This window comes from Caldimicrobium sp. SLHALR3 (genome assembly GCF_058692735.1).
In genome coordinates, this window is sequence record NZ_CP182484.1 from 677,048 (window position 1) to 701,182 (window position 24,135).

Consider the following 24,135-nt stretch of genomic DNA (forward strand, 5'->3'; position numbering starts at 1 on the left):
ATAATTTAGAGAAATTAAAAAAATGAGACAAAAAGAGCTTAAAAATAAATCTCTTAAAGAAAGGGAAGAAAATTTAATAGAAAAGGGTGTAAAATTTTTAAAAGAGGTTAAAATAGAAGCAAAAAAAATTACTTGGCCTCAGAAGAAACAGGTTGTTATTAGTGCTTTTATGATTATGTTTTTAAGTATGCTTATAGGGGGATATTTAGGAATTCTTGATGTAATTTACAATGTGTTAATTTCATTTTTGGTGAGGTAATGAACAAGGCTTGGTATTCTGTGCAAGTTTGGGCAGGTTTAGAAGAAGAAGTAAAAGAACATGTGGAAAGGTTGTTTGAAGAAAAGGGAGTAAGAGAAAAAATAGAAAAGATTTTTGTTCCACCTCCAAAGGAAATAGAAGTGGTTTTTTCTCCAGAAAAGCAGATAACTCAGAAATTTTATTCTGGTTATTTTTTGATTTACGGAGAGCTTGATGAAACACTCAAAGAAGAGATTAAGAAGATAAAAGGCGTTATTGATGTAGTAGGAGGGGACAAAATTTATGTTTTTAGAACAGAAGAGGTTGATAAACTTATTTCTCAACTTGGTGTAGAAGAAATTAAGCCTAAGCTAAGATATCAATTTATGCCAGGAGATAAGGTTAGAGTTATAGAAGGACCGTTTGCTAATTTTATAGGAGTAGTTGATGAAGTGAAGCCTGAGAAAGGTAAAGTAAGGGTGTTAGTGAGTATTTTCGGTAGAGAAACTCCTGTTGAAATAGAATTTGCTTATTTACAGAAGATTTAAGGAGGTAGAAAGACCTATGGCTAAAAAGGTAATAGCTCAGGTAAAATTACAGCTTCCAGCAGGTCAGGCAACTCCGGCACCACCAGTTGGTCCTGCTCTGGGTCAGCATGGTGTTAATATAATGGAATTTGTAAAGGCTTTTAATGAGAAAACTCGCAATCAAGAAGGAATGATTATACCTGTAGTAATTACTATTTATGCAGACAGATCTTTCACCTTTGAGCTTAAAACCCCTCCAGCATCTGTTCTTTTAAAAAAGGCAGCAGGTATTGAGGTAGGAGCCCATAATCCAAAAAAAGAGATAGTTGGAAGAATAACGAGAAAACAGTTAGAAGAAATTGCAAAGATGAAAATGCAGGATCTTACAGCTTCATCCTTAGAGGCAGCAATGAGAATTATAGAAGGAACAGCTAAAAGTATGGGAATTGAAATTGTAGATTAAAAAAGAGGTGAATGAAATGGCAAGAAGAGGTAAAAAATACAGATCCGCTTTAGCAAAGGTTGACAGAACTAAAAGATATACTTTTGAAGAAGCGGTAAAGTTAGCTTTAGAGACTTCGTATGCGAAGTTTGATGAAACAGTTGAGGTAGCAGTTAATTTAGGAGTAGATCCTCGTCATGCAGATCAGATGGTAAGGGGATCTGTAGTTCTTCCTCACGGGATAGGAAAATCAGTTAGAGTGCTTGTTTTTGCTAAAGGTGAAAAGGCTAAAGAGGCTATAGAAGCAGGAGCTGATTATGTAGGAGATGAAGATTTAATTAAAAAGATTCAAGATGGCTGGTTAGAATTTGACAAAGCTGTGGCGACTCCTGATATGATGCCAGCTGTTAGCAAACTTGGTAAGATATTAGGACCTCGTGGACTTATGCCAAGCACAAAGACAGGAACGGTTACTTTTGATATAGCCAAAGCAGTAAGGGACATTAAGGCTGGTAAGGTAGATTTTAAAGTGGACAGAGCAGGGGTAGTGCATGCTCCTGTTGGAAAAGTATCTTTTGGAGAAAAGAAGATATTAGAAAATTTGGCTGCTTTTTTTGATGCACTTATAAAGGCAAAGCCTCCTGCAGCTAAAGGACAATATATAAGAGGAATTACTATTTCTACTACAATGGGACCTGGTATAAAAGTGGATCCTAACGATGTGAGAAATTTAATACATAAATACTCGGGAGATTAAGAAATTTAATTTATTAGTAAGCCCCTTGAGAATCCCTCAGAGGTAAGGGTTGCTCTTGGGGCCTAAGACAAGTAGGTGCCTTGAGGCTTAAATGGGAAAAGCTTTTCCCAGCCTACTTAGAGGCGAAAGGGTACCCTTTCAGAAAGAAAACTAAATGATATTTAAGGAGGTTAGCCTTGCTTACCCGAGCAAAGAAAGCGGAGATTGTTAAAAGTTTAAGAGAAAAATTTATGAATTCAGAGGGCATATTTGTAACTTCATTTAAAGGATTTACAGCAGCTGAGAGTAATGAAATTAGGAAACTTATAAGAGAAAAAGGAGGAGAATTTAAAGTTGTTAAAAATACTTTAATAAGATTAGCCTCTAAGGACACACCTGCTCAACCTGTAAATGACTATATTGAGGGACCTACAGCCCTTGTTATTGCTTATCAAGATCCAGTTGAGATAGCAAAGGTATTAAATAAATTTATAAAAGATCATCCATCTTTAAAATTAAGAGGATTTGTTATAAAGGGTAAGGGATTTGAGGGAGAAGCTATAGAAGAATTGGTGAAGTTGCCTCCCAGGGAAGTATTACTTTCTCAGGTTTTGGGAACACTTCAAGCGCCAATTGCTAATTTTATTGGGGTACTCTCAGCTATTATTAGAAACTTTCTTTATGTTCTTAAGGCAATTGAAGAAAAAAAGGCTAAAGGAGAATAAAAAATAACTTAAAAGGAGGGATAGGAAATGGCAGTAACTAAGGAAGAAGTAATTGAATTTATTGCTAACATGAGTGTTTTAGAGTTGTCTCAATTTATTAAGGAGTTAGAGGAAAAGTTTGGAGTTACTGCAGCAGCTCCAGTTGCAACATTTGCAGCAGTTGCACCTCAAGCAGCAGCTGCAGCAGAAGCTGCACCAGCAGAAGAAAAGACAGAATTTGATGTTATACTTGCTGATGTTGGCTCTAATAAAATTAATGTTATAAAGGTAGTAAGAGAAATTACGGGATTGGGATTGAAAGAGGCTAAAGAATTGGTAGAGAGTGCTCCTAAACCTGTTAAAACTGGAGTTTCTAAGGGAGAAGCAGAAGAAATTAAGAAAAAGTTAGAAGAAGCAGGGGCAAAGGTAGAGATCAAATAACTTGCTTATTAAAAAATTTTTTAAAAACTTTGCAATTAAAAGGGTTTCCTCTTATGAAAAAGGGGAAACCCTGTTCAAATTTTTAGAAAAGAGAAATTTATAAGGGAGGGGATTCTTAATATGTCTTATATTAATCAAAAACCAAAAATAAGAAAAAATTTTGTAAAGGTTAAACAAATTCAAGATTTACCTGACCTTTTAAAAATTCCGAAGGAATCCTATCATAATTTCTTGCAAGCTAATACCCCTCCAGATATGAGAAAAGATGTTGGGATTCACAGATGTTTTAAAACTGTATTTCCTATAAAGGATTATTCAGATATAGCAGTTTTAGAATATTTAGATTATAAGATACTACCTCCAGAATACACTCCTGATGAAGCTAAAGAAAAGGGATTAACCTATGAAGCTCCGATGAAATTGAGGGTTCGTTTAGTTACCTATGAGGTAGAAGGAGAAACAGGAGTAAAAAATATAAAAGATATAAAAGAGCAGGAAATTTATTTTGGTGGAATTCCTTTAATGACAGAAGATGGAAAATTTATTATTAATGGAACAGAAAGAGCAGTAGTTAATCAACTTCAAAGATCTCCCGGAGTAATTTTTGAAAAAGATAAAACTCATGCTAAAGCTGGAAGATTAACTTATATTGGGAGAGTTATTCCTGTTAAAGGTTCTTGGTTAGATTTTATATACGATTACAGAGGCAGATTCTTGGTAAGAATTGACAAGAGAAAAAACATTTCTGCTACGGTATTCTTAAGAGCTATGGGATTATCAGAGGAAGAGATTCTTTCACTGTTTTATCCCACTGAAAAATACAGAATTTTAGAAGACGGAGTGGAAAAGGAAATAGATTATGAACTTTTAGCAGGAAGTAAAGCTCCTATAGATATTGTTCATCCTGAAACAGGAGAAGTTTTGATTAAAAAGGGTAAGGTAATAAGTGCAGGAGTAATAAAAAAATTAAAACAAGCAGGAATAAAGAGTCTAAAATTTCCAGATGAGATGATTATTGGAAAGATAAGTGCTAAAGAGATTGTAGATAAAGAGACAGGAGAGGTATTAGTTGAAGCAAACGAAGAAATCACAGAAGAAAAACTCAAATTATTAAGAGAAAAAAAGATAGAAAAAATTGAAACAATTTTTGTGGACGCCCATCGTTATACTTCTTCTTTGAGGGATGCTTTAAAGGCTGATAAAGTAAAGACCAGAGAAGAAGCTTTGATAGAGATTTTCAGAAAAATGAAACCTTCAAGTCCTGTAACTCCAGAAGTAGCTTCTGCCTACTTTAGGTCTCTATTTTTTGATCAAACAACTTATGACTTATCAGAAATAGGAAGATACAAAATAAATTTAAGGCTTAATCTTGATATCCCTATTACTCAAAGAACATTAACTGTAGAGGATGTAATAGCCATATTAAAGGAACTTATTCGCTTAAGAGAGAATGAAGAAGAAGGAGATGATATAGATAGTTTGTCAAACAGAAGGGTAAGATCTGTAGGAGAATTGGTGGAAAATCAGTTTTTAATTGGTTTGATGAGAATGGAAAGGATTATTAAGGAAAAACTTCAACTTCAAGAGGTAGAAACTTTAACTCCTGCAGAGCTTATAAATAGTAAGCCAGTCATGGCAGCGGTGAAGGAATTTTTTGCTCAAGGTCAGCTTTCTCAGTTTATGGATCAAACCAATGTTCTTTCTATGCTTACTCATAAAAGAAGGCTTTCGGCTCTTGGACCAGGTGGTTTAACGAGAGAAAGGGCTGGTTTTGAAGTAAGAGATGTTCATCCCAGTCATTATGGAAGGATTTGTCCAATAGAAACTCCAGAAGGACCAAATATCGGATTAATAGTTTCTCCCACAACTTATGCCCAAGTAAATCCTTATGGCTTTTTGGAAACTCCTTATAGATTGGTGAGAAACGGGAAGGTTACCAATCAGGTTATATACTTAAATGCTGCTGAGGAAAAGGACTTGATAATTGCTCAGTCAACCATAAGAATTGACAAGGAAGGAAATATTTTGGATGAATATGTTCCAGCAAGGAAAAATGGAGAATTTATCATTGCTCATAGAGATGAAGTTGACTTAGTGGATTTATTTCCTGCTCAAATAGTAAGTGTTTCAAGTTCACTTATTCCTTTCTTAGAACATGATGATGCTAATAGAGCACTTATGGGTTCCAATATGCAAAGACAGGCTGTGCCTCTTATTGTACCAAAAGCACCCCTTATTGGTACTGGAATGGAAAGGTCAATTGCTTTAAATTCTGGATTTCTTTTAATAGCAGAAAAAGATGGAGTTGTTGAAGATGTTGATAGCACAAGAATTGTCGTAAGATATGATGAAGAGGGTAGTGGATTACCTGAGGTAAAAGTTTATGAACTTGTTAAATGGAAAAAATCCAATCAAAATACTACTTTTAATCAAAGACCAATTGTAAGACCTGGTCAAAGAGTAAAAAAAGGAGATATTTTAGCAGATGGTCCCTCTATAGACCATGGAGAGCTTGCTCTTGGTAAGGATGTTCTTGTAGCCTTTATGCCTTGGAGAGGATATAATTTTGAGGATTCCATTATAATTTCAGAAAGACTTGTAAGAGATGATGTGTTCACTTCTATCCATATAGAGGAATTTGAATGTATAGCAAGAGAAACTAAGTTAGGTAGAGAAGAAATAACAAGAGATATTCCTGGTGTAGGAGAAGAGTTGATTGCTAATTTAGACGAAAGCGGGATTATAAAAATAGGAAGTTATGTGAGACCAGGAGACATTTTAGTGGGTAAAGTTACTCCTAAAGGAGAAACTACCCTTACTCCTGAGGAAAAGCTTCTGAGAGCCATTTTTGGAGAAAAGGCAAAAGATGTAAAAGATACATCGTTAAGAGTTCCTGCAGGAATTGAAGGGATTGTTATAGATACAAAGGTTCTTACCAGAAAAGGATTGGAAAAAGATATAAGAGCCAAACAAAAGGAAGATGAAGCAATAGCTAAGTTATTGAGAAATCAGGCAGATATATTGGAAGTTCTTAAAAGAAGTCTTATAACTAAACTTTCTAAAATTTTAGAGGGAGAAAAAGCAGTAAAAGATTTGGAGAAAGAAGGAGAAGTATATATTAAAAAGAAAGAGGTTTTTACTTTTGAACTCCTTGATTCAATCCCTGCTTCCCTGCTTTTAAAATTAAAGGATGTTGTTCCTCCTTCTAAAAAAGAAATAGTTTCAGAGCTTTTAGATATATATGAGAAAAAGAGAAAAGAAATTATTGAAGAATATGAAGCTAAGATAAACAAAATTAAGAGAGGAGACGAGCTTCCTCCAGGGGTTTTAAAGATTGTAAAAGTATATGTGGCTATGAAAAGAAAGCTTCAACCAGGGGATAAAATGGCAGGAAGACACGGAAATAAGGGAGTTATATCTAAAGTTGTTCCTATAGAGGATATGCCCTATCTTCCTGATGGAACACCGGTAGATATGATTCTTTCTCCACTGGGAGTTCCTTCTCGTATGAACATAGGTCAACTTTTGGAAACCCATTTAGGTTGGGCTTGTAAGGAACTTGGTAAAAAACTTGCAAAACTTGCTGAAGAGTATCAAGTAGAAAGTGTAAAGAGTATTTTAAAAGAAATTTTTAATGAAGAAGAGTACGAAAGGTATGTGGAAGGAAAAAGTGACGAAGAGATAATAGAACTTGCCAAGGGATTTATTGATGGAATACCAGTTGCTACACCTGTTTTTGCCGGTGCTAAGGAAGAGGAAATTAAAAAATGGTTAAAACTTGCAGGTTTAAATCCAAGTGGGACAACTATTCTTTATAATGGTATGACAGGAGAACCTTTTAAAGAACCAGTTACAGTAGGTTATATGTATATGTTAAAGCTTCATCATCTTGTTGATGATAAAATTCATGCCCGTTCAACAGGTCCTTATTCTTTAATTACTCAGCAACCTCTTGGTGGGAAATCTCAATTTGGAGGTCAGAGACTTGGAGAAATGGAGGTTTGGGCAATTGAAGCTTATGGAGCAGCTTATACTCTTCATGAATTCCTTACTGTTAAAAGCGATGATGTAGAAGGTAGAGCAAAAATGTATGAAAAGTTGGTTAAAGGAAAGAACTTTTTAGAAGGAGGAATGCCTGAGAGTTTTAGAGTTTTAACAAAAGAATTGCAAGGGCTTTGTTTAGATATAGAATTAATAGAAGAATAAAAGGAGGTGTAGCTAAGAATGAAAGAACTCTTAGCTATTTTAGAAAAACCTAAGGATTTAATGAAAATCAGGGCTATAAAAATAGGTATAGCATCTCCAGAAAAGATAAGAGAATGGAGCTATGGAGAAGTGAAAAAACCTGAAACTATAAATTATAGAACTTTAAAACCCGAAAAAGACGGGCTCTTTTGTGCAAAGATTTTTGGTCCGGTAAGAGACTTTGAATGTATCTGCGGTAAATATAAGGGAAAGAAACACAGAGGGGTAATTTGTGAAAAATGTGGAGTTGAAGTTATTCAAAGCAAAGTAAGAAGGGAAAGGATGGGGCATATAGAACTTGCAGCCCCTGTTGCTCATATTTGGTATTTAAGAAGCATTCCAAGTAAAATAGGACTTCTTCTTAACATGACTCTTAAAGAAGTTGAATCTATTCTTTACTTAGAAAAATATGTGGTTATTGAAAGTGAGGTAGATGAATATCCTAAAGGGACTATTCTAACCGAGGATAAATATTATGCTTTAAAAGAAATGTATGGAGATAAAATTATTATTGATACAGGGGCTAAAGCTATATATGAATTGTTAAAGTCTTTAGATCTTGATAAGTTAATTCAAGAAATAACTGTAGAGATGCACTCTACCCAGAGTGAAGCAAGAAGAAAGAAATTAGGGAAAAGACTTCAGCTTGCGAGAGCTTTTAAAAATTCTGGGAATAAACCAGAGTGGATGATTCTTCAAGTTATACCAGTTATTCCACCTGAACTTAGACCTCTTGTTCCTTTAGAAGGTGGTAGATTTGCAACTTCGGATTTAAATGACCTTTATAGAAGAGTTATTAATCGTAATGTGAGACTTAAGAAACTTATAGATCTTGATGCTCCTGAGATAATTTTAAAAAATGAAAAGAGAATGCTTCAGGAAGCTGTGGATGCTCTTTTTGATAATGGAAGAAGGGGGCGTCCCGTAACAGGACCTAACAAGAGACCTCTTAAAAGTTTATCTGATGTTTTAAAAGGGAAACAAGGAAGATTTAGACAAAACCTACTTGGAAAAAGGGTAGACTTTTCTGGAAGATCGGTGATAGTTGCAGGTCCTGAGTTAAGAATGCATCAGTGTGGTCTTCCTAAAAAGATGGCTCTTGAACTTTTTAAACCTTACATATATGGATGGCTTGAAAAACACGGATATGCTACTCACATAAAAACAGCTAAAAGACTTGTAGAAGAAGAACATCCTGCTGTTTGGGATGCTTTAGAAGAAATCGTAAAAGAATACCCAGTAATGCTTAACCGAGCTCCTACACTTCATAGACTTGGAATACAAGCCTTTGAACCTGTGTTGATCGATACAAAAGCCATTCAACTCCATCCTTTGGTATGCGTTGCATATAATGCAGATTTTGACGGCGATCAGATGGCTGTTCACATTCCTCTTTCTGTAGAAGCTCAAGTTGAAAATAGAGTGTTGATTCTTTCTACTAATAATATCCTTCTTCCTGCTAATGGAATACCTATTGTATATCCCACTCAAGATATGGTTCTTGGTTTATTCTATATGACTTTAGAAAAACCTTTTGCCAAAGGAGAAGGTAAGATTTTTAAAGACAGAGATGAAGTTATTTTGGCTTATCAAACCGGGGCTGTAGATTTACAGGCAAGAATAAAAGTTAAAATGAACGGAAAAATGGTAGATACTACTGTGGGTAGAGTTATATTTTCTACTATAGTTCCAGAAGAGATTGATTTTGAAGAATATAATAAACCTCTGACTAAGAAAGAACTACAGAGATTAATTCATCTTTCTTATCACAAGGCTGGTATGAAAAAGACAGTAATTTTTGCTGATAAATTAAAAGATATGGGATTTTCTGAGGCTACAGAAGCAGCGCTTTCTATTTGCGTTGATTATTTAACCATACCTGAGAAAAAAGCAGAAATAATAGCTGAGGCTGAGAAAAAGATTGCAGAAATCTGGCAACAATATAGAGATGGACTTATTACTGAAAGCGAAAGGTATAATAAAGCAGTTGATATATGGGCTAATGCAACTGAAAGAGTTACAGAGGAAATGATAAAAGAAATGGAAACCAAGGAATACATCGGTCCTAATGGAGAGAAAGTTAAGGGTCCGAGTTTTAATCCTGTTTATATGATGGCTTTTTCTGGAGCACGTGGTTCTAAAGATCAGATCAGACAGCTTGCTGGTATGAGAGGTCTTATGGCTAAACCTTCTGGAGAAATTATAGAGACACCAATTAAAAGTAACTTTAGAGAGGGTCTTTCCGTGCTTGAGTATTTTGTTTCCACACACGGTGCTCGTAAAGGTCTTGCAGATACAGCTTTAAAAACTGCAAATGCAGGTTATTTAACTCGTAAATTAATAGATGTAGCTCAGGATTGTATGGTTACTGAAGAAGACTGCGGAACTATTGACGGTATAGAGATTGGACATTTAATTGAAGCTGGAGAAATTATAGAGCCTGTATGGGATAGAGTTCTCGGAAGGGTAGCTTTAGAAGATATAGTTGATCCTATAACCGGAGAAGTTATTGTTAGGGCAAATGAAGAAATAGATGAGGAAGCAGTTAAAAAAATAAGAGAAGCAGGTATTGAAAAGGTAAGTATTCGTTCAGTTCTTACTTGTGAAGCTAAATTCGGAGTTTGTAGAAAATGTTATGGAAGAGACTTGGCTACAGGAAGACTTGTAGAAATTGGTGAAGCTGTAGGAATTATTGCTGCACAATCTATTGGAGAACCTGGAACACAGCTTACTATGAGAACCTTCCACATAGGAGGTGCAGTTGGTAAAGCTTTAGAACAGAGTGAACACAGAGCACAATCTCAGGGTAAAGTAAGATTTATTAATCTTAGATTGGTAAGAAAGCAGGATGGAACATTGGTTGCTTTAAACAGACAAGGAGAAATAGCTATAGAGGGTCCGGATGGAAGAATTCTTGAAAAATATCCCGTTATTTATGGAGCAAAGATAAAGGTAGAGGAAGGGCAGGAAGTTAAACCAGGAGATTTATTAGTAGAATGGGATCCATATACGACTCCTATTATTGCTGAAATAGACGGAATAGTCAAGTTTGGAGACATTATAGCAGGGGTAACGGTAGATGAAAAAATAGACCCAACTACTGGAAGGGTTAGCATTGTAGTAAGGGATTATAAACTTACAGATTATCGTCCCCGCGTTTCTCTAAAAGATGAAAAGGGAAGGACAAAAGATTTACCTGATGGAAGAGGGAAGGCTCGTTATGAGCTTCCAGTTGGTGCTATTATAAGTGTTCAAGAAGGGGATTATATACATGCAGGAGATGTTATAGCAAGAATTCCAAGGGAAACCCTTAAAGCTAAAGACATTACAGGAGGTTTACCTAAGGTTACAGATCTTTTTGAGGCTCGTAAACCCAAAGAATATGCAATTATTAGTGAGATTGATGGTAAAGTGATTTTTGAAAAAGAGGTAAGAGGTAAAAAGAAGATAGTTGTTCAACCAGAAATAGGAGAGGCTCAAGAATATTATATTTCAAAGGGTAAACATATAGTGGTAAGAGAGGGAGATTTAGTAAAGGCAGGTGATCCATTAATAGAGGGTTCTCCCAATCCTCATGATATTTTAAAAGTAAAGGGAGTAAAAGGAGTTGCCAGATTTTTGGTTGAAGAAATCCAAGAAGTCTATAGATTGCAGGGAGTTAAAATAAACGATAAACACTTTGAAGTTATTGTAAGACAGATGCTTAAAAAGGTAAAGATTAAAGAAGCAGGAGATACTGATTTTATGATAGGTGAAATTGTAGATAGAGTAAAATTTGAGGAGGAAAATGAGAAGGTTCTTGCTCAAGGTGGAAAACCAGCAGTTGCTGAACCAGTTATTCTTGGAATTACAAAAGCAGCTTTACTTACTGATTCCTGGTTGTCTGCTGCCTCTTTCCAAGAAACAACTAGAGTTTTAACAGAAGCCTCAATCGCAGGTAAAGTTGATTACTTAAGGGGCTTGAAAGAAAATGTTATTATAGGAAGACTTATTCCTGCTGGCACAGGAAGAATCGTTTACGAAGAAAAAGGATGGGTATAAATGAATATGGGGGAGAATATCCCCCATACCTTATTTTTTTAGACCTAAACTCTGAATAAGATTTTGATACCTTTCAAAGTCAGTTCTTCTCAAATATCTTAAAAGGGCTCTTCTTTGACCTATAAGCTTCATTAAACCTCTTCTTGAATGGAAATCCTTTCGATGGATCTTAAGATGGTTTTCTAACTGTTTTATTCTTGCAGTTAAAAGGGCAATTTGAACTTCAGGAGAACCAGTATCATTAGGATGACGCCTGAAATTTTCAATAATTCGCTTTTTAATCTCAGGATCTAAAGGCATTTTTTCTACCTCCTACTTTATATTTAAGCTTAGGAAAGGAATACCCCTTTTCCCAAGCAGATTTAAAATCAATTATAATACATTTTTCAAAAATTACAAAAAAAATGAGTAGGTTTAATCTAAACTTTATTTAGAATTAAAAAATAATTAATTTTATTTAATATTTGACTTTCAGAACAAAATGTATATAATTTTTAAAGTTAAAATTCCAAAACCTTCTTATTTTTAAAATTTTCAAAAAATTTTCAAAAGAGGTGATAAATGAAGGATAAGATTAGTATAGTAATTCACACTCCCAGTGGAAAGGCACCTAAAATTATAAGTCTAAAAATTAAACACATAAAAATTTTTTCAGTTTTAATTCTTATTTTTTCTTTCTTTTCTTTAGTTTCTTATTTTTTAAATGCTTTTTTTGTTCAAAAATATTTAAGTTTGAGAGAAAAAGAAAAAAAGCTAAAAAATATTACTACGCTTAACAAAAAGTATCAAGAGGAGTTAATCAAATTTAAAAATAACTTATTAAAACTTGAAAACTATCTTATAGAAAGAGGGGTTATCAGAAAAAGTAAAAAAGGTCTTGGAGGTTTGAGTAAATTAAGGGTTGAAGAACTTTCAGATGAAGATTATTTAGATTTTTTGATTACCAAAAGTGAAGAGCTTTTTTATCAGTTAAAAATAACTCCTACTGGATTTCCAGTTAAGGGAAAGATAACATCAACTTTAGGATGGAGGAAAAATCCCTTTGGTAAAGGATATGAATACCATACGGGTGTTGATATTGAAGCTCCTTATGGAACTCCTGTTCATGCAACTGCTGAAGGAGTTGTAATGTTTGCAGGCTGGTATTCAGATTATGGAAAAGCAGTAATTATAAAACATCCCTCAGGTTATGAAACTCTTTACGCGCACCTTTCAAAAATAGAAGTTGAATCTGGAGAAAGGGTAAAGGCAGGAGAAATAATAGGATATGTTGGTTCTACAGGAAGAAGTACAGGACCCCATCTTCATTACGAGGTGCTCCTCAATTCCAAAAACTTAGATCCCTTAAAATTTATGGTTTGGGAATAAAATGATAAAGTTTTTTAATAAGAAAAAAGATCAAAAAGATTTAGAAGAAATTAGGACCTTTATATGTTCAGGTTGTTTTTTTGAGGGAAATATTACTATAGGGGATGGAATAACAAGAATTGACGGAGAGGTTCAGGGAAATATAAAAGGGGAAGGGGGTCTCCTTGTTGGAGAGAATGGAGTTATTAGAGGTGATGTAGAGGTCAAAAAATTGATGCTTTATGGACAAATTTTTGGAAATATTAAAGCTGAAGAGGTGGAATTATATTCTGGAAGTGTAGTAAAAGGAAACATAAAAACTAAGCTTATTTACATAGAAAGAGGAGCTTCAATAAATGGACTTTGTGAAACAGAATTTCAATAAAAGATAATTAATGGATCAAAAAGAATATATTTTTGATGTATCTCCTGAAGAGAAAGCTAAAAGGCTTGATATATTCATAAAGGAAAAAATTCCAGAATTAAGTAGAAGTAGAATTCAAGCCCTTATTAAAGAAGGATATGTATTAGTAAATTTTAAACCTTCCAAAGCAAGTTATAAAATTAAGGAAGGAGAAAAAATAAAGGTCATTATTCCTCCTGAGAAAGAAATTGAAATAAAACCAAAGGAGGTCCCCTTTGAAATCATTTATGAAGATGATGATGTCGCAGTTATAAATAAACCTGCAGGTATTGTAGTTCATCCAGCACCTGGACATTATAATGACACTTTAGTTCACGGTTTGCTTTTAAAGCTTAAAAATCTTTCTGGAATTGGAGGTAAAATAAGACCAGGAATAGTGCATCGGCTTGATAAAGATACTTCAGGAATTATGCTCATTGCTAAAAATGACTTTTCACATAGAAATCTTGTTTCAGCCTTTAAAGATAGATTGATTGAAAAAAAATACATAGCCCTTGTTTATGGTAAAATAGCAAAAAAGAAGGATAAAATTGAGACATTTATAGGAAGACATCCTGTTAACAGAAAAAAGATGGCAGTTTTAAAAGAAGGAAAACTTGCTATAACATTATATGAGGTTTTGGAAGTTTTTAATAAGGCTTCTTTAGTATTAGCTAAACCAATCACAGGAAGAACCCATCAGATAAGGGTTCATTTTTCTTATATAGGACATCCTGTTTTGGGAGATCCTGTTTATGGAGGACTAAAACATGATGTTTCCAAGCCTCCAAGACTTATGTTACATGCCTATGAAATTTCCTTTAAACACCCCAGAACTTTGGAAAAAATGACCTTTAGAGCGGAAATTCCTGAAGAATTTAAAAACTACATTGAAGTTTTAAGAGAAGAAAAATGAAAAAAATAGCCATCACAGGAAATCTTGCTACCGGTAAATCTACAGTTTTAAAAATTTTAAAAAATATGGGTTTTCCTACCTTTTCTTGTGATGAAGTTGTAAAAAAGCTTTATGAAGAGGAAGAGGTAAAGAAGAAAGTTTTAGAAATTTTTGGCAAGGAGGTTCTTGGACCTAACGGAGAACTTAATAGAAGGAAGATTTTAGAAAAGATTTTAGAAAACCAGAAATTAAAGAAAAGCTTAGAAAATCTCATTCATCCTTTGGTTAAGGAAAAACTTTTAAAATTTTTGGAGGAAAATAAAGAAAAGAAACTCGTTTTTCTTGAAGTTCCTCTTTTATTTGAGGTGGGGTGGGAAAGTCTATTTGATGAAATATGGGTAACAACCTGTTCTGAAAAAACTCAAAAAGAGAGAATCTTAAAAAAAGGTTTAGATATAGAAACAGGAGAAAAAATTTTAAAACATCAAAAACCTCTTAAAGAAAAAGAAAAAAAAGCACACAAAGTCATATTTACAGATAAAGATTTGGAGGAACTGGAAAAGGAAATTAAAGAAATGTTAAAGGAGTATTTAAAAGATTGATACCTTCTTGTGTATAACTATGAAACAAAAAAGAATCCCCCAATTTTTTTATTTTCAAGTCCTTCAAAAAAAGAGCTTCTTTTAAACTTGAAAGAGGTTCTCTTTCTATTGAGGAAATTCCTTTTTTATCTCCAATTATTACAGGTCCTATAATATAATATATTTCATCTACAAGGTTTTCTTCTATAAAGCTTCCGTGAACTTTTCCCCCTCCCTCAATAAGAAGAGAACAAATATTATTTTCATAACACTTTTCTAAAACAGCATTGAGGTCAATTTTCTCCCTCTTTAAGGGAAGTTTCCAAATTTCAACTCCTTTTTTAGCTAAAATTTTCTCCTTTTCAGAATTTACATTTTCTCCGCAAACTAAAATAGTTTTCTTTTTTTCGTCAACATTAAAAACCTTAAATTCAGGGCTTAAGTCTAAATTAGTATCAAGAATAATCCTTATTGGATTTTTCCCTTTGAAGAGCCTACAAGTTAATTCTGGATTATCTTTTAAAACTGTATTTTTTCCCACAACTATAGCATCACATATGTGTCTTAATTTATGAGCATATTTTCTTGCTTGTTCTCCTGTAATCCATTTGGAATCACCTGTAGAAACTGCTATTTTTCCATCAAGGCTTGAAGCAACTTTCATTATGACCCAGGGTCTTTTTCTTAAAATATGACTTAAAAAAAATCTGGTAAGAATTTTTACTTCCTTTTCAAGAACTCCTACTTCTACTCCAATTCCTTTTGATTTTAAATATTCTAAACCACCCTTAGCAATTGGATTAGGATCCCTTATTCCACATATAACTTTTGAGATTCCAGCCTCTAAAATCTTTTCTGTGCATGGAGGAGTTTTCCCGTAATGTGAACACGGTTCAAGAGTTACATAAAGTATAGCTCCTTTTGCCTTTTCTCCTGCTTTTTTAATAACCTCAACTTCTGCATGGGGATATCCAAACTTTCTATGATAGCCCTTAGCTATAATTTCGTAGTTTAAAGGATTTACAAGAACTGCTCCTACTGGTGGATTGGGAGAGGTCCACCCCAAACCTTTATATCCCTCTTTAATAGCAATTTTCATAAAAAATTCGTGAGAAGAACTTTTAAAATGCATAAAAGAAGATTACTTCTTCTTTGGTTTTAAGGCTGATATATAGAGTTGATTTTGAAGTTTAACCCAATCTATCTCTTTTGTTTCTTTTCCCGACTTTTGCTGTTTAGCAAGTTTAATCTTTTCAGCAATCTTATAATAATATTCACTTTCCTCAAGGTTAATAGGACCTTTTCTCATTTGACTTAGCTGGAAAATGAGAACGCTTAATTTTTTTACTTTCAGATAGGCATCTCCTGTTTCTTCATCAAGAAGCTCTTCAAGTTTTGCGATTTCTTTCTTTAACTCCACCTCTTTTGGCAAGAAACCTGCGTTTTTTAAGATCTTGTAAACTACTCTTAGGTCTTCTGGAACAAAGGGATCTTCCTTTAGTTCAATAGGCTTTCCTTTTAATTCTAAATTGTCAAAAAATCCCTCTTCCATTGCTCTTCTTATTCTTTCTTCGGCAATCTTTTTAAAAATAAGAAGGCTCATTTTTTAGTATTTAAGTAAGAGAGTTTATATTGGGCAAATCCAATATCCTTAGTATTATTCTCCTTTAAATATTTTTCATAATATTCTTTTGCCAAATCAAATTTGCCAAGTTTTTCAGCAACCCTTGCTATGTCTAAATAAACAAGAAAATTCATTTCAGGTTGTTTTTGAGAGATTTCTTTGTAAATTTCTAAGGCTTTGGAAAAGTCTCCCTGAATTTCAAAGGTTTTTGCTTTTCCGTATAAAATAACCCCTTTAATTTTTTTGGGATATTCTTTTTCAAGCTCATTTATAAGGTTTTGCATTTCTTTATAGTTTTTTTGAGAAAAATAATAATCCAATAACAAAAGAGATGCTTGCAAAGAGGCTTGAGTGCCTTTATACTTTTCTTTTACTTCTTTTAAAGCCTGAATTATGTTTGGAGATTTAACAACTTCCATTAACTTTAAGGAAGCCTCTTTTTCTTTTTTGTGCTTATAATAAGTAAAACCTCCCCATAATAGTCCTATTGTTATTAAAATAGCTATAAGTCCCAAGATGAGTCTGAGATGTTTTCCAAGGAACTGAGATAATTTTTCGTGAAAGGCAAGTAATTTTTCAGAAAAATTCATTTAGAAACCTCTAATCTTCTATTCCACCAAAGAAATCGTCCCACTTAAAAATGAGTGGTTCAGCATCCTTTCTTAAAACTTCGTAATCCGTCACTTCTCCTATGACTATCATGTGATCTCCTGCTTGACATTCTCCTACAACATGACACTCAAAATAGGCTACAGCATCTTTCAAAACAGGGCAACCATTTAAAGAATAAGTAAAAGCTACATTTTCAAACTTGTTTACACTTCTTCCACTTTTAAACCCAAAGTGTTTAGCAAGATCAATCTGGTCCTTGCTTAAGGTGTTAATACAAAAAAGCCCAGAGCTTTTAATAAATTCATAGGTATACCTTTGGGGTGCAATGGCAACAGCAAGAAGTCTTGGTCTAAAAGAAACTTGGGATACCCAGGCAGCTGTCATTCCGTTTATTTTGTCATTCATCTTAGAAGTCACCACAAAAACTCCCTGAGGTATATAAGCAGAAATGAGTTTTTGTAAACCCATATTAGTCCTCCCTTTTAAGTGCTATTTAAAACAATTCTAACATATAGGTATATAATTGCAATGCAAAAATGAAATCTTTATGTTAAATTCTAAAAAATGGCTTTAAAAATGGCTTTTTAAAATGGATTATTTTAAAAAAGATTCTTCAGAGATATTAAAACTTTTTAAAACATCTGTTAATGGTTTATCTTCCGCTGAGGTAGAAAAGAGGCTTCAGTTTTATGGAAAAAATATTTTGGAAAAGAAGAAGAAAAAAACAGCTTTTCAGATTTTTATAGATCAGTTTAAAGATTTTCTAATTTTAATCCTTATAATTGCAGCTTTTATATCTGGTTTTGTGGGAGAGCTTTTAGACACTATTACCATAGTAGTAATTCTTTTTATAAATGCAATTATTGGTTTTGTTCAGGAATATAGAGCCGAAAAAGCTATGGAAGCGCTTTCTAAAATGGCTTCTCCTCATGCTGTAGTAGTGAGAGAAGGAAAAATTAAAAAGGTCTTAGCAGAAGAGCTTGTTCCTGGAGACATAGTTTTACTTGAAGCAGGAGATATAGTTCCTGCAGATCTTAGATTATTAGAAGTTTATCAGTTAAAAGTTGATGAATCACCTCTTACAGGAGAATCTGTTCCTGTTTTAAAACATACAGAACCTATTTTGGAAGAAAAGGTTACACTTTCGGAAAGGAAAAATATGGCTTTTAAAGGAACCCTTGTTCTTCATGGAAGAGGAAAGGGAGTTGTTGTTGCAACAGGAATGAATACAGAACTTGGTAAAATTGCAAAAATGGTCCAAGAAGAGGAAACAAAAACTCCCCTGCAGAAAAGACTTGCTGATTTTGGTAAAAAACTTGGAATAGCCACTATTATAATTTGTTTAATTATTTTTCTTTTAGGAATTTTGAGAGGAGAAGGACCTTTAATAATGCTTCTTACAGCAGTTGCACTTGCAGTAGCTGCTGTTCCTGAGGCATTACCAGCTGTGGTTACTATAACCCTTGCCCTTTCCGCAAGGAAAATGGTCAATCTAAATGCCCTTGTAAGAAACCTTCCAGCTGTGGAGACTCTCGGATCGGTAACTTATATTTATACAGACAAAACAGGTACCCTAACCCAAAACAAAATGACTATAAAAGAAATCTTTTCTTTTAACAAAAATTCAGAACTTTTCTTTTTGTGTATGATTTTAAATAACGATATAAAAATAACGGAAGACAATAAAATTACAGGGGATCCCACAGAAATTGCCCTTTACGAATTTGCTAAAAGTAAAGGATATGATAAATTAGAACTTCAAAAAGATTTTCCTCGGATTTTTGAAATTCCTTTTGATTCAAAAAGAAAATGTATGACTACAGTTCATAAAAGCAGAAATAAATATCTTGTTTTTACCAAGGGAGCTTTAGAGATTATTCTTGAAAAATCAGATAAGGTTCTCTCTGATGGTAAAGTTGAACCTTTTAAAGATGAAATAAGAAAAATTGTTTTAGAAAAAGCTGAAGAGTTCGCCAATAGAGGAATGAGACTTTTAGCTTTTGCATACAAAGAATTAGAAGATATTTCCAAAACAGAAAATTATGAGACAGATTTGATATTTCTTGGATTTTGTGGAATGATTGATCCTCCCAGAGATGAGGTTAAGTCTGCTATAGAGCTTTGTAAAACAGCAGGAGTAAAAGTAGTGATGATTACAGGAGATCATCCTATCACAGCCTTTGCTATTGCTAAGGAACTTGGAATTGTGGAAAAAGATGAGGTTTTTGAAGAAGTTTCCATAACAGGAAAAGAATTAGAAGAGATGTCTTTAGAAGAGTTTGAAAAAATAGTTGAAAGAATAAAAGTTTATGCAAGAACCTCTCCTGAGCAAAAATTAAAGATTGTAAGAGCCTTGCAGGATAAAGGGCAGTTTGTTGCCATGACAGGTGATGGGGTAAATGATGCTCCTGCTTTGAAAAAAGCAGATATTGGAATTGCTATGGGAAGCGGGACAGAGGTTGCTAAAGAAGCTTCAGACCTTATTCTTCTTGATGATAATTTCGCAACCATTGTAAAATCTATAAAAGAAGGGAGAAAGATTTACGATAATATAAGAAAATTTGTAAAATATACTATGACAAGCAATTCAGGAGAAATATGGACTGTAGGTTTAGTCCCGTTTTTAGGATTGCCTTTGCCACTCTTACCTGTCCATATTCTCTGGATTAATCTCATAACTGATGGACTTCCTGGAATAGCTCTATCAGGAGAGCCTGCTGAAAAGGATGTAATGGAAAGACCTCCGAGACATCCAAAAGAAAGCATTTTTGCTCATAGTCTTGGAATTCATATTATATGGGTAGGACTGTTAATGGGAGCAGTTTCTCTTTTTACTCAAGCATTGGCACTTAAGTTTGACATGCACTGGCAGACTATGGTTTTTTCAGTGTTATGCTTAAGCCAGCTGGGAAATGTTCTCGCTATAAGATCTGAAAAAGAATCTCTTTTTAAACTTGGACTTTTATCTAATAAAGTGTTATTACTTTCAGTATTATTTAGTATATTTTTACAACTTGCTATAATCTATTGTCCAGTTTTCAACAAATTTTTCCATACTCAGCCTTTATCTTTACAGGAATTAGCTATTACTTTTGCCCTTTCAACTGTAGTTTTCATCGCAGTAGAGATAGAAAAATTTATAAAGAGGCGTTTTTTCTTATCTTCTGTAAAAGATTATGGGCAAGTCTTAGGGGCTCAGGAATACGGTAAATAGAGGTTTTTAAAACAAGTTCAATTGCAGTTTCAAGACTTATTTTGTGTCCGATAGATACATAAATAGGTTTTACTTTGTCTCTTGTTCTAAGAACAGCTCCTACAATTTCATTTTTATATACCAGATAAGAAAAACTGCCACGGTTTTCTCCAGGAGGCTGATACTCTCCACATAGTTTTTTCTTTGCAATCCCCACGCTCACCGCACCTGTTTCTACACCAAAGTGAGAAGCAATTCCACAGCCTCTTGGGTGAGAAATTCCCTGCCCATCTATAAATACTGCATCCGGTTTAAAATCAAGAATTTGATAAAGCTTTAGCATAATAGGTAGTTCTCTAAAGGCAAGAAAAGTAGGAATATATGGGAAATTTACCTTATCTTCCACTACTTTGTGATATAACGGTTTTAAAGCAGGAAGTTCAATTATCACCATACATGCCCAGGCTTTGGTTGGATTCTCCTTTTCTTTCTCAAAGGTGACATCAATTCCCCCAACAGTTTTCACATCCGTTAATACATCCTTTTTTATAACCCTTTTTGCACACTCAAGCTGTATTCTCTCAAGCTCTTTTAAATTTTGATTCATGTTTAACATTTTATTTTTCTTTTTTCTTCCTTGCAAGCAAATTTTCTAAATGGAAAAAATTTAAGATTAAGGTTTACAAAGAAAAAATTAGGGTAAAAATTAAAAATATGGAAAGAAAACATAAGCATCATCATGCAGGTAAATCAAGTAAAGGGATAATTTCTGCTTCTCAAGTTTTTGATGTTTTAAATCTTCCTGGAGATATCACTTTTCTTGATGCAGGATGCGGAGATGGATACTTTGCTATTGAAGCCGCATTGAGATTAAGCCCAAATTCAAAGATAATTGCCGTTGATATACACGAAGAATCCTTAGAAAAACTGAAAAAAGAAATAAAAGAAAAGAAAATTACTAACGTTGAGGTTATTAAAGCCGATATAACGAAAAGATTACCCTTAGAGGATAGAAGTGTTGATATTTACTTTGTTTCAAATGTATTACATGGTTTTGATAACGAGGAAAAAGAAGAATTAATAAAAGAAGTTAAAAGGGTGCTTAAAAATCAGGGTAGATTTGTGGTTATTGAATTTAAAAAAGAAGCCACAGAGATTGGTCCACCTCTGGAAATAAGAATATCAGAAGAAGAACTAAAGGAGCTTTTAGAAAAATTTGGCTTTAAGCTTGAAAAATCTCAAGAGATAAGTCCTTATAGTTATTTGAGCATTTTTAAACTTATGGAATAGTTTCTATTGATCCATAGCTTTTATTTTATTAGACCATCTATCCAGCTTGATCTACTTCCTCTATATCTACTTCTTCTATAAATTCAGACATGTATTTAAAATCTAAGGGATGGGGATTGTAGCCAGGAGTATATGGGAATTACATATTCAATTCCATAATCGTGCTGATAGGTCATCATACCTTTATCAAATACCTTTATTCCTACAACAATAGGATGAATTTTATAAAAAGACCCTTTGCCATATTTTACCTCTTATCAAAAAGTTTATTTAATTATCACTTAATTATTAAAATATATCAACTGTATATTAAAATCAAGATTAAATCAAGTTAGTTTATGGGTGTGAAAGTATTTATAGATTTTTTCGGAGAGCTTTTCTTGAGTTTGCCAATCCCCAAAGAGAAGTCCTTTACCAAGTAATTTATTTATGGTTTTTAAAAGTTCAGGATCAATTTTCCCAGGCTTTTTATAAGCAAAAGGAGTTTGTGGAAGAGGCATAAAGGTGTGAGCATGAATGATAGCTCCCATTTTCGCAAGATCTTCCATAACTTTTATAGTTGCCTTTACATCCTCTTTTTCTTCACCTGGTAAACCAAAAATAAAATCAACCTTCGCTTTTAGTCCTGCTTTAATGGTTAATTTAACAGCTCTATATATATCTTCTACTGTATGCCCTCTTTTACAAAGATTTAAAATCTTTTCACTACCTGATTGAGCACCTATAACAAGATTGTCGTTATCTGCATATTTTTTTACCAAAGCTATAGTTTCCTCTGTTACATGTTCTGGTCTCACTTCAGAAGGAAAAGAACCATAAAAAATTCTTCCTCCTTTTGATTTGACAAGCTCGTATAAACCTTTAAGAAGATTTTCTAATTCAGAAATGTTTAATGTTTTTCCATCTGGGGAGCCATAGCTAAAAGCATTGGGAGTAATAAAACGAAAATCCCTAATACCTTTTTTTAAAAGAAATTCCACATATTTCAATATAACTTCTACGCTTCTGTGTCTAACCTTTTTGCCAAATATTCTTGGAGTCTGGCAATAATAACAGCCAAAGGGACAGCCTCTCGTTATCTCAATAGGATTTATTCGGTTAAGCTTAAGAGAAAAAGGAGGATAAGAATTAAGGTCAATTTGCTCTGGTCTTCCCGTATAAATAAATTCCTTATTTTCGTTAAAATAAGCCAACCCTTTAATCTTAGAAAAATCTTTATCGTTTAAAAGTGTTTTCAAAAATTGAGAAAAGCTCTTTTCTCCTTCTCCTACAAAAACAAAGTCAAATCCAAGATTTAAAACCCCTTTTATATCTCCTGTAGAATGAGGACCTCCTGCAATTAAAATCAGATTTTCTTTTTTGTTTTTAAAAACTTCTCTTAAAGAATTGACAATTTCTGCTATATCCCAGACCTGAGTAGTAAAAAAGGAAAAAGCAATTACCACTTTATTAAACTTTTCAAGAAATTCAGAAACACCTTTTAAAAGCTCAGATTTTGTTTTTAAAAAATAAATTGGTATTTTTTCAATAAGTTCATTTTTTTCAAGTGCTCCAAGAAGAGCATTGATACTGTATCTGTTATTTTTGAGATCAAAAATTATTAAACCCAAAGACATTACTTAGTCATAAAGAAGCCAAGACTTCTTTAAAATTCTCTATAAAAAAGTCTATTTCTCTGTAGTTTATAATAAGAGGGGGAGAAAGTCTTATAATGTTTGGTTTTGGCTGAGTTACAAGAATTTTTCTTTCTAAAAGTTTTTTGTAAATTTTATCAGCAGAGATGTTAAATTCTACTCCAATAAGAAGCCCTAAACCCCTTACTTCTTTTATAATACCAGGTTTAACCTCATTTAATCTCTCTATTTTTTCTTTTAAAATTCTTCCTTTAAGATCAACTTCTTTTAAAAAAGAGGGTTCACTTACAATTTCAAGTACTTTTAATGCAACTGCACAGGCTAAAGGATTTCCTCCAAAGGTTGAGGCATGAGTTCCTGGTTTTAAGGCACTCATTACTTTTTCCTTTGCAAGCATAGCTGAGAGAGGAAGACCGTTGGCAAGAGCTTTAGCAAGACACATAATATCTGGTTCAACTCCATAATGTTCGTATGCAAAAAGCTTTCCAGTTCTTCCTATTCCAGTTTGTATTTCATCAAAGATAAGAAGGGCATTAAATTTATAACACAAATCCCTTGCTAACTCTATAAAATCTTTTTCCAGTGGATAAACCCCTCCTTCTCCTTGAATAGGTTCTAAAATAATGGCACAGACCTTTTCATTGAAGGCATTTTTTAAAGCTTTTTTATCATTTGGAGGAACAAAAATAACACCCGGGACGAGTGGCTCAAATCCTTCCCAGTATTTAGGTTGTCCTGTAACTGAAAGAGCCCCAAATGTTCTCCCATGGAAGGAATTTTCAAGAGCAATAAATTGATTTTTCTCTTTTCCAAAATTTTCATAGGCATAGCGTCTTGCAAGTTTTAATGCAGCTTCTACTGCCTCAGCTCCACTATTTGCAAAAAATACCTTATCAGCAAAAGAAAGCTCTACGAGTTTTTTGGCAAGTTTTGCCTGTGGTGGGACATAATAAAGATTTGAAGTGTGCCAGAGGAGTTTAGCCTGGGTTTGCAAAATTTCTACAAGTTCTTTGTGAGAATGCCCTAAGTTACAAACTGCTATTCCTGAGGTAAAATCAAGATATTCTTCTCCATCTTCAGTAAAAAGTCTCGTTCCAGAACCTTTTACAAAAGCAAGTCTCTCCCTTTTGTAATTTCCAGCTAAAAAAAGTTCCCCCATCTCTACAATGTATCCCATTTTCT

The 24,135-nt window shown here is 33.6% G+C and carries 22 protein-coding genes and 1 pseudogene; 14 read left to right on the forward strand and 9 right to left on the reverse strand.

The features are described from left to right. Positions 1-22 precede the first annotated feature (22 nt). The 8 genes from secE to rpoC all read left to right on the forward strand — a co-directional run bounded on the left by secE (position 23) and on the right by rpoC (position 11,374). Positions 23-259, forward strand: coding sequence for a preprotein translocase subunit SecE (gene secE / locus ACLGLP_RS03565; protein WP_492113556.1), 237 nt, complete (start codon positions 23-25; stop codon positions 257-259). After that, on the forward strand, positions 259-786 hold the full coding sequence (gene nusG / locus ACLGLP_RS03570; protein ID WP_492113557.1) for a transcription termination/antitermination protein NusG: 528 nt from the start codon (positions 259-261) through the stop codon (positions 784-786). The genes secE and nusG overlap by 1 nt, the downstream gene beginning before the upstream one ends. 16 nt (positions 787-802) lie before the next feature. Beyond that, positions 803-1,228, forward strand: coding sequence for a 50S ribosomal protein L11 (gene rplK, locus ACLGLP_RS03575; protein ID WP_492113558.1), 426 nt, complete (start codon positions 803-805; stop codon positions 1,226-1,228). Positions 1,229-1,244: 16 nt separating this feature from the next. Continuing rightward, complete coding sequence (gene rplA / locus ACLGLP_RS03580; protein WP_492113559.1) at positions 1,245-1,964, forward strand: 50S ribosomal protein L1; 720 nt, start codon at positions 1,245-1,247, stop codon at positions 1,962-1,964. Positions 1,965-2,140: 176 nt separating this feature from the next. Beyond that, entirely contained in the window at positions 2,141-2,668 is a 528-nt protein-coding gene (gene rplJ / locus ACLGLP_RS03585) for a 50S ribosomal protein L10 (protein ID WP_492113560.1), read from the forward strand. Between the two features lie 27 nt (positions 2,669-2,695). Continuing rightward, a complete protein-coding gene (gene rplL, locus ACLGLP_RS03590) occupies positions 2,696-3,088 on the forward strand; it encodes a 50S ribosomal protein L7/L12 (protein ID WP_492113561.1) in 393 nt (130 codons plus the stop codon). 120 nt (positions 3,089-3,208) lie between these two features. Continuing rightward, positions 3,209-7,294, forward strand: a complete 4,086-nt coding sequence (rpoB, locus tag ACLGLP_RS03595; protein ID WP_492113562.1) for a DNA-directed RNA polymerase subunit beta — start codon at positions 3,209-3,211, stop codon at positions 7,292-7,294. An 18-nt stretch (positions 7,295-7,312) separates the two neighbouring features. Continuing rightward, positions 7,313-11,374, forward strand: a complete 4,062-nt coding sequence (rpoC, locus tag ACLGLP_RS03600; RefSeq protein WP_492113563.1) for a DNA-directed RNA polymerase subunit beta' — start codon at positions 7,313-7,315, stop codon at positions 11,372-11,374. A gap of 30 nt (positions 11,375-11,404) precedes the next feature. On the opposite strand, the gene rpsO is transcribed toward rpoC, so the two are convergent. Next, positions 11,405-11,674 carry a 30S ribosomal protein S15 gene (gene rpsO / locus ACLGLP_RS03605; RefSeq protein WP_492113564.1) on the reverse strand — a complete coding sequence of 90 codons (270 nt, stop codon included), beginning with the start codon at positions 11,672-11,674 and terminating at the stop codon, positions 11,405-11,407. 261 nt (positions 11,675-11,935) lie between these two features. Between rpsO and ACLGLP_RS03610 the strand changes: the two genes are divergently transcribed. From ACLGLP_RS03610 to coaE, 4 genes are read left to right on the forward strand one after another with little or no spacing between them, the layout of a single operon-like run. After that, entirely contained in the window at positions 11,936-12,742 is an 807-nt protein-coding gene (locus ACLGLP_RS03610; protein WP_492113565.1) for a M23 family metallopeptidase, read from the forward strand. A 1-nt stretch (position 12,743) separates the two neighbouring features. Next, the gene (locus ACLGLP_RS03615; protein ID WP_492113566.1) at positions 12,744-13,106 is read left to right on the forward strand and encodes a bactofilin family protein; all 363 of its coding nucleotides are present in this window, start codon (positions 12,744-12,746) and stop codon (positions 13,104-13,106) included. A 10-nt stretch (positions 13,107-13,116) separates the two neighbouring features. After that, positions 13,117-14,040 carry an RluA family pseudouridine synthase gene (locus ACLGLP_RS03620; protein ID WP_492113567.1) on the forward strand — a complete coding sequence of 308 codons (924 nt, stop codon included), beginning with the start codon at positions 13,117-13,119 and terminating at the stop codon, positions 14,038-14,040. Further along, positions 14,037-14,621, forward strand: coding sequence for a dephospho-CoA kinase (coaE, locus tag ACLGLP_RS03625; RefSeq protein ID WP_492113568.1), 585 nt, complete (start codon positions 14,037-14,039; stop codon positions 14,619-14,621). Before ACLGLP_RS03620 ends, coaE begins: the two co-directional genes overlap by 4 nt. On the opposite strand, the gene ribD is transcribed toward coaE, so the two are convergent. From ribD to ACLGLP_RS03645, 4 genes are read right to left on the reverse strand one after another with little or no spacing between them, the layout of a single operon-like run. Continuing rightward, positions 14,587-15,732 (reverse strand): bifunctional diaminohydroxyphosphoribosylaminopyrimidine deaminase/5-amino-6-(5-phosphoribosylamino)uracil reductase RibD, encoded by a 1,146-nt coding sequence (gene ribD / locus ACLGLP_RS03630; RefSeq protein ID WP_492113569.1) that lies wholly within the window; start codon positions 15,730-15,732, stop codon positions 14,587-14,589. The genes coaE and ribD overlap by 35 nt on opposite strands. A 9-nt stretch (positions 15,733-15,741) precedes the next feature. Continuing rightward, entirely contained in the window at positions 15,742-16,203 is a 462-nt protein-coding gene (locus ACLGLP_RS03635; RefSeq protein WP_492113570.1) for a DnaJ family domain-containing protein, read from the reverse strand. Then, a complete protein-coding gene (locus ACLGLP_RS03640; RefSeq protein WP_492113571.1) occupies positions 16,200-16,814 on the reverse strand; it encodes a tetratricopeptide repeat protein in 615 nt (204 codons plus the stop codon). The genes ACLGLP_RS03635 and ACLGLP_RS03640 overlap by 4 nt, the downstream gene beginning before the upstream one ends. A gap of 10 nt (positions 16,815-16,824) precedes the next feature. Then, complete coding sequence (locus ACLGLP_RS03645) at positions 16,825-17,304, reverse strand: flavin reductase family protein (RefSeq protein WP_492113572.1); 480 nt, start codon at positions 17,302-17,304, stop codon at positions 16,825-16,827. 121 nt (positions 17,305-17,425) lie between these two features. Between ACLGLP_RS03645 and ACLGLP_RS03650 the strand changes: the two genes are divergently transcribed. Next, positions 17,426-20,050, forward strand: coding sequence for a calcium-translocating P-type ATPase, PMCA-type (locus ACLGLP_RS03650; protein ID WP_492113573.1), 2,625 nt, complete (start codon positions 17,426-17,428; stop codon positions 20,048-20,050). On the opposite strand, the gene nfi is transcribed toward ACLGLP_RS03650, so the two are convergent. Continuing rightward, positions 19,974-20,636 carry a deoxyribonuclease V gene (gene nfi / locus ACLGLP_RS03655; protein ID WP_492113574.1) on the reverse strand — a complete coding sequence of 221 codons (663 nt, stop codon included), beginning with the start codon at positions 20,634-20,636 and terminating at the stop codon, positions 19,974-19,976. The two genes, ACLGLP_RS03650 and nfi, sit on opposite strands and share 77 nt — an antisense overlap. On the opposite strand from nfi, the gene ACLGLP_RS03660 reads away from it, so the two are divergent. Then, the gene (locus ACLGLP_RS03660) at positions 20,588-21,319 is read left to right on the forward strand and encodes a class I SAM-dependent methyltransferase (RefSeq protein ID WP_492113575.1); all 732 of its coding nucleotides are present in this window, start codon (positions 20,588-20,590) and stop codon (positions 21,317-21,319) included. The genes nfi and ACLGLP_RS03660 overlap by 49 nt on opposite strands. Positions 21,320-21,441: 122 nt before the next feature. Here ACLGLP_RS03660 and ACLGLP_RS03665 read toward each other — a convergent pair. The 3 genes and pseudogenes from ACLGLP_RS03665 to ACLGLP_RS03675 form a co-directional block, all read right to left on the reverse strand. After that, positions 21,442-21,540: pseudogene (locus tag ACLGLP_RS03665) on the reverse strand (N-acyl homoserine lactonase family protein); the annotation flags it as partial. 105 nt (positions 21,541-21,645) lie between these two features. Beyond that, positions 21,646-22,935, reverse strand: coding sequence for a TIGR04013 family B12-binding domain/radical SAM domain-containing protein (locus ACLGLP_RS03670; RefSeq protein WP_492113576.1), 1,290 nt, complete (start codon positions 22,933-22,935; stop codon positions 21,646-21,648). 7 nt (positions 22,936-22,942) lie between these two features. Next, positions 22,943-24,130, reverse strand: coding sequence for an aspartate aminotransferase family protein (locus ACLGLP_RS03675; protein ID WP_492113577.1), 1,188 nt, complete (start codon positions 24,128-24,130; stop codon positions 22,943-22,945). Positions 24,131-24,135 lie beyond the last annotated feature (5 nt).

Coding starts and splice junctions, on each gene's coding strand:
- secE (WP_492113556.1), top strand. CDS start 23: ATGAGACAAAAAGAGCTTAAAAATAAATCTCTTAAAGAAAGGGAAGAA.
- nusG (WP_492113557.1), top strand. CDS start 259: ATGAACAAGGCTTGGTATTCTGTGCAAGTTTGGGCAGGTTTAGAAGAA.
- rplK (WP_492113558.1), top strand. CDS start 803: ATGGCTAAAAAGGTAATAGCTCAGGTAAAATTACAGCTTCCAGCAGGT.
- rplA (WP_492113559.1), top strand. CDS start 1,245: ATGGCAAGAAGAGGTAAAAAATACAGATCCGCTTTAGCAAAGGTTGAC.
- rplL (WP_492113561.1), top strand. CDS start 2,696: ATGGCAGTAACTAAGGAAGAAGTAATTGAATTTATTGCTAACATGAGT.
- rpoB (WP_492113562.1), top strand. CDS start 3,209: ATGTCTTATATTAATCAAAAACCAAAAATAAGAAAAAATTTTGTAAAG.
- rpoC (WP_492113563.1), top strand. CDS start 7,313: ATGAAAGAACTCTTAGCTATTTTAGAAAAACCTAAGGATTTAATGAAA.
- rpsO (WP_492113564.1), bottom strand. CDS start 11,674: ATGCCTTTAGATCCTGAGATTAAAAAGCGAATTATTGAAAATTTCAGG.
- ACLGLP_RS03610 (WP_492113565.1), top strand. CDS start 11,936: ATGAAGGATAAGATTAGTATAGTAATTCACACTCCCAGTGGAAAGGCA.
- ACLGLP_RS03615 (WP_492113566.1), top strand. CDS start 12,744: ATGATAAAGTTTTTTAATAAGAAAAAAGATCAAAAAGATTTAGAAGAA.
- ACLGLP_RS03620 (WP_492113567.1), top strand. CDS start 13,117: ATGGATCAAAAAGAATATATTTTTGATGTATCTCCTGAAGAGAAAGCT.
- coaE (WP_492113568.1), top strand. CDS start 14,037: ATGAAAAAAATAGCCATCACAGGAAATCTTGCTACCGGTAAATCTACA.
- ribD (WP_492113569.1), bottom strand. CDS start 15,732: ATGCATTTTAAAAGTTCTTCTCACGAATTTTTTATGAAAATTGCTATT.
- ACLGLP_RS03635 (WP_492113570.1), bottom strand. CDS start 16,203: ATGAGCCTTCTTATTTTTAAAAAGATTGCCGAAGAAAGAATAAGAAGA.
- ACLGLP_RS03640 (WP_492113571.1), bottom strand. CDS start 16,814: ATGAATTTTTCTGAAAAATTACTTGCCTTTCACGAAAAATTATCTCAG.
- ACLGLP_RS03645 (WP_492113572.1), bottom strand. CDS start 17,304: ATGGGTTTACAAAAACTCATTTCTGCTTATATACCTCAGGGAGTTTTT.
- ACLGLP_RS03650 (WP_492113573.1), top strand. CDS start 17,426: ATGGATTATTTTAAAAAAGATTCTTCAGAGATATTAAAACTTTTTAAA.
- nfi (WP_492113574.1), bottom strand. CDS start 20,636: ATGAATCAAAATTTAAAAGAGCTTGAGAGAATACAGCTTGAGTGTGCA.
- ACLGLP_RS03670 (WP_492113576.1), bottom strand. CDS start 22,935: ATGTCTTTGGGTTTAATAATTTTTGATCTCAAAAATAACAGATACAGT.
- ACLGLP_RS03675 (WP_492113577.1), bottom strand. CDS start 24,130: ATGGGATACATTGTAGAGATGGGGGAACTTTTTTTAGCTGGAAATTAC.